Raw genomic sequence first — 4,635 nt, forward strand, 5'->3', positions numbered from 1 at the left:
GGTCAGGGAGGCTGGGACGATGAGCGACACCACCGCCCTGACCGCCGACCGCATCCTCGACACCGCCGAGGAGGTGCTGCGCCGGTACGGCCCGGCGAAGGCCACCGTGCTGGACGTCGCCCGCGCGCTGGGCGTCAGCCACGGCAGCGTCTACCGGCACTTCGCCAGCAAGGCCGCGCTGCGCGAGGCGGTCGCCGAACGCTGGCTGGCCCGGGTCTCCACCCCGCTGATCGGCGTCGCCACCGGCACCGACCCGGCCCCCCAGCGGTTGCGCCGGTGGCTGGCCGAGCTGAGCGGCACCAAGCGGCGGATGGCCCGCGAGGACCCGGAGCTGTTCGACAACTTCCACCAGCTCGCCACGCTCTCCGAGGGGGCGGTCGCCAACCACCTGGAGGTTCTCGCCGGTCAGCTCAGCCTGATCGTCGCGGACGGAGTGGCCGCCGGCGAGTTCACCGTGCCCGACCCGGCGGTGGCCGGCCGTGCGCTGCTGCAGGCCACCGCGCGGTTCCACCACCCGTCGCACCGGACGGAGTGGAACGAGCCGGGCCTCGACGACGATTTGGCCGCGGTGGTCGCGCTGCTCCTCGACGGCCTGCGAGCCCGCTCGCGCTGACGCCGGGCCAGCCGCCCGACCGCACGGGGCCGTCGATGGTCAGGCGGGGACGGCGGCCAGCAGTCGGTCGCGCAACACCGCCGCACGGTCGGCGAACCCGCGCTGCGCCGCGGCGTACTCCGCCCGCCCCTCGGCGGTCTCCACCCGTACCGGAGGGTGACCGAGGGCCGCCAGGTCGTACGGGCTGGCCCGCATGTCCAACGTGCGGATCTCCCGGGCCAGCTCGAAACAGTCCGCGACCAGCTCGGAGGGCACCAGCGGCGACAACTTGTACGCCCACTTGTAGAGGTCCATGTTGGCGTGCAGACAGCCCGGCTGCTCGTGCGCGTGCTGCGTCTCCCGGGTCGGGGTGAGCAGGTTCAACGGCCGGGCCGGCGGGGTGAAGAACCGGAACGCGTCGAAGTGGCTGCACCGCACCCCGCGCTCCTCGACGACCGCGGCGGTGCGCTCCGGATCCAGCCGCAACGGCCAGGCGTTGTGCCGCAGTTCCTCGCGGGTCTGCCGGTACACCATCGCCCACTCGTGCATTCCGAAGCAGCCGAAGTGCGCCGGTCGTCCGGCCGTGGCCGCCAACAGCGAGCGGATCCACGCGATCGACTCGCCGCGTCGCCCGCGTACCGCCTCGGTGTCGAGGGTGACCCCGGCGGCGGTGGCGCGGTAGTCCCGGCCGAACTCGGCCGGGTCCGCGTCGCGCAGCTCGACCCCCGCGCCCGGGTGCCAGCGGCGCAGCTGCGCCGGCCGGTGCGAGTAGTAGGTGAACAGGAAGTCGGCCACCGGGTGCCGCTCACCCCGACGTCGGCGGGCCAGGTGCGGCGTCAGCCACCCGTCCACCCGCTCCTCGTGGGCCCGGCGGCGCTCACGCCAGGCCGCCACGTCGAGCACGGCGGGGGCGAGGGCGGCGGTCACGGACCCCAGGGTACGACCGCCGCCCCATCGCCGGTCAGGGCATGTGCACCCGGACGCCGGCGGAGAACACGCCGCTGCGCAGCTCCAGCTGCTGGGGCGGGTCCCGCCCGTCGACGGTGAACACCAGCGGGAGCACCACCCGACTGCCCGCGGCCACCGGGTTGGCGAAGACGTCCCGACCCAGGTTGGCCGTCCGGGTGGCCGGCTCGTCCGTGCTCACCCACCGGCCACCCGGCAGGTAGGCGCGTTGCAGCTGGCCGTGCCAGGGCTGCGGGGTGCCGGTGACGTTGCGCACACCCACGGTGGCCTGGCAGCGCCGACCCCCGGCGGGTGCCGCGCCGGTCCCGCTGGCCGCGTCCGCCGCCCCACAGGTCATCCGGTAGACGGTGAACTCGAACGCGGACTCCTGCAGCGGCACGCCCACCGGCCCGGAGACCCCGGTGCCCATCCACGCCCCGCTGGTCGGCTGCTTCTGGGTGTCGATCGACGACACCTGCCGGGTCGCCGTCCAGCCGGCCGTGCCGATCACGCCCGCCAGCACCACCACCGCCGCGCCGACCAGCAGCCAGACCGGCGGCGTACGCCGCCGTCGGCGCGGGCCGGGAGTCGCCGGACGTGGGTAGATCGTCCCGCGTCCATCGTCCGGCGTCGCGTTGGTGGCCAGGGCGGCGGCGGTCACCCGCCGCCCGCGCCGTCCGCGCCGTCGACGCCACACCCACGCCACGAGGGCGCTGAGCAGCAGCAGAACGCCCAACCCGGCGAGCAGCACCGGATACCGCCGCCAGGGCGGCGCCTCGGTGACCTTGGCCGCCGGGGCTGCGGCCGCCTGCCAGGTGGCGGTGGCGCAGTCGTACGGCCGGCTGCCGTCACTGGTGAACGCGCAGGCCGGCGCCGCCAGCGGCTGGCCCGGCGCGACCGCGGTCAGCGCGGTGCCCAGCGTGGTGGTGCTGTGCGCGGGCAGCCGCAACCGCCAGGTCACCTCGGCCATGGACCCGCCGGAGCGGCTGGACCGCCCGCCCCCGCTGATCGCGGTGGGCGACGACCCGGACGGCAGCTCCTGGCGCACCGTCGTGTCGAGCGGCGAGTTGCCCACATTCCGGACGTGGATCCGGTACCGCGGCGCGGGGCTGCTCTCCGACGCGACCGCCACCGTGACCGGAGGCGGGGGCGCCGACACCGGCACCCGCGACGGCGGTGCCACCGCCGGTGGCGCCGAGGGCGGGGTGGGCTCCGCGCTCGCCGCCACGGGCACCCGCGCGGCCACCGCCACCGCCGGCGGCGCCGGGCTGACGGACGCGGGCGGCGTGACCGCCGTCGCTCCGGGCGCTGGTGCCGTCGGACGTGGCGTCGGCGCGGCTGGTCGTGGCACGGGCGCGGCTGGTTGTGGCGTGGCGGCCGCTGGTCGTTGCGCGACCGCCGCCTCCGGGGCCGCCGCGGGCAGGGCCGGCACGGCGGCGAGGATGCCGAGGCAGTGTACGAACACCGCGAGGGCTCTGTGGTGTCGTGTCGATGCAGGCATACGAACGAACCTCCGGAGCCGACGCTAGGGGTGCGCGCCCTCCGTGCGGGTACGAAGTCGAGAAACCCGCCCCGGCCGCCCAGACCTGCGCTAAGGTGCCGCGACGCTGACGGGTTGCGCACACCCGGCGGCCCGTTGTGGCCGGTGAACGGGTCGGCGGGGCTAGATTGGCCGGGTGCGTATCGCTCGTTTCGCTCATGCCAAGGGAATGTCGTTCGGAGCCGTCGAGGGCGAGCCGGAGGCCGGGCCGCAGGGCCTGACCATCGCCGAGATCGAGGGTCACCCGTTCGGCCAGCTCTCCTTCAGTGGGGCCCGCTGGGCCCTCGCCGACGTCCGGCTGCTCTCGCCGATCCTGCCCAGCAAGGTGGTCTGCGTGGGCCGCAACTACGCCGACCACGCCGCCGAGCTCGGCAACGAGGTGCCCAAGGAGCCGTTGCTCTTCCTCAAGCCGTCCACCTCGGTGATCGGTCCCCGGGACGCCATCCGGTTGCCGATCTTCTCCAAGCAGGTCGAGCACGAGGCGGAGTTGGCGGTCGTGATCGGCGCGCCGGGCGCCCGCCGGGCCGACCGGGCCGCCGCCGAACGTGCCATCTTCGGCTACACCTGCGCCAACGACGTGACCGCCCGGGACCTGCAGCGCTCGGACGGGCAGTGGACCCGCGCCAAGGGCTTCGACTCGTTCTGCCCGATCGGTCCGTGGATCACCACCGGGCTGGACGTCTCCGACCTGGAGATCCGCTGTGAGGTGGGTCGCAACCCCGACGAGATGGAGGTACGCCAGCTCGGCCGGACGAAGGACATGGTCTTCGACGTGGCCGGCCTGGTGTCGTACATCTCGCACGTGATGACCCTGCTGCCCGGCGACGTGGTGCTCACCGGCACTCCGGCGGGGGTTAGCCCTCTCGTCGAGGGGGATACGGTCACCGTGCGGATCGAGGGCATCGGCGAGCTCAGCAACCCGGTGGTCCCCGTCGCCTGATCCGTCCGATGCCCCTGTTTCCGCAGCTCACGGGCGGTTCGGGGGGATCGGATTTGGCCTGTCGGCACCGGGAGGGTAATGTTCACTCCCGGCGCCGCAAGGGGCCAATGGGGTATGGGGTAATTGGCAGCCCGACTGATTCTGGTTCAGTTAGTCTAGGTTCGAGTCCTGGTACCCCAGCGCAGCTGGGATTCGCGAGAATCCCGGACGCTGGATTCTGACGGAGTTCGACTCCGCCCCTCCGGGGGCGGAGAGTGGTCTCTGGTAGAGTGCAGCTCCTCCGCCCGCGAGGGTGGGGGAGCGAAAGTGGTTCTGGCCCCGTCGTCTAGTGGCCCAGGACGCCGCCCTCTCAAGGCGGTAGCGCCGGTTCGAATCCGGTCGGGGCTACATCTGTGCACAACCCGTCTCACCTTGGTGAGGCGGGTTGTTTCGTTGCTACGCACGGCCGTCCACGGTGCCCAGACCCCACGCTCGCCCCGACGGACGGTGCCGCTAGACTACAGCGGCACCGCCTGCGAGGGCGGTGAACAGGAAGTTCTGGCCCCGTCGTCTAGCGGCCCAGGACGCCGCCCTCTCAAGGCGGTAGCGCCGGTTCGAATCCGGTCGGGGCTACAGATC

At 73.6% G+C, this 4,635-nt stretch carries 4 protein-coding genes and 3 tRNA genes; 5 read left to right on the forward strand and 2 right to left on the reverse strand.

The window, feature by feature from the left end:
• Positions 1-19 precede the first annotated feature (19 nt).
• Positions 20-613 (forward strand): TetR family transcriptional regulator, encoded by a 594-nt coding sequence (locus AB0J68_RS27785; RefSeq protein WP_355133311.1) that lies wholly within the window; start codon positions 20-22, stop codon positions 611-613.
• Positions 614-652: 39 nt separating this feature from the next.
• Here the strand turns inward: AB0J68_RS27785 and AB0J68_RS27790 are convergent, their stop codons facing one another.
• Both AB0J68_RS27790 and AB0J68_RS27795 read right to left on the reverse strand, forming a co-directional pair.
• Positions 653-1,519, reverse strand: a complete 867-nt coding sequence (locus AB0J68_RS27790; RefSeq protein WP_363941315.1) for a 3-methyladenine DNA glycosylase — start codon at positions 1,517-1,519, stop codon at positions 653-655.
• Positions 1,520-1,553: 34 nt separating this feature from the next.
• Complete coding sequence (locus AB0J68_RS27795) at positions 1,554-3,038, reverse strand: hypothetical protein (protein WP_363941318.1); 1,485 nt, start codon at positions 3,036-3,038, stop codon at positions 1,554-1,556.
• Positions 3,039-3,213: 175 nt separating this feature from the next.
• On the opposite strand from AB0J68_RS27795, the gene AB0J68_RS27800 reads away from it, so the two are divergent.
• The 4 genes from AB0J68_RS27800 (at position 3,214) to AB0J68_RS27815 (ending at position 4,629) form a co-directional block, all read left to right on the forward strand.
• On the forward strand, positions 3,214-4,017 hold the full coding sequence (locus AB0J68_RS27800; protein ID WP_363941321.1) for a fumarylacetoacetate hydrolase family protein: 804 nt from the start codon (positions 3,214-3,216) through the stop codon (positions 4,015-4,017).
• A 108-nt stretch (positions 4,018-4,125) separates the two neighbouring features.
• Positions 4,126-4,197: transfer RNA gene (locus AB0J68_RS27805), tRNA-Gln, on the forward strand.
• Positions 4,198-4,331: 134 nt separating this feature from the next.
• Positions 4,332-4,404: transfer RNA gene (locus AB0J68_RS27810), tRNA-Glu, on the forward strand.
• Between the two features lie 152 nt (positions 4,405-4,556).
• Positions 4,557-4,629, forward strand: a tRNA-Glu gene (locus AB0J68_RS27815).
• The last annotated feature ends 6 nt before the right edge of the window (positions 4,630-4,635 follow it).

Source organism: Micromonospora sp. NPDC049580 (assembly GCF_040675595.1).
GTDB lineage: Bacteria > Actinomycetota > Actinomycetes > Mycobacteriales > Micromonosporaceae > Micromonospora.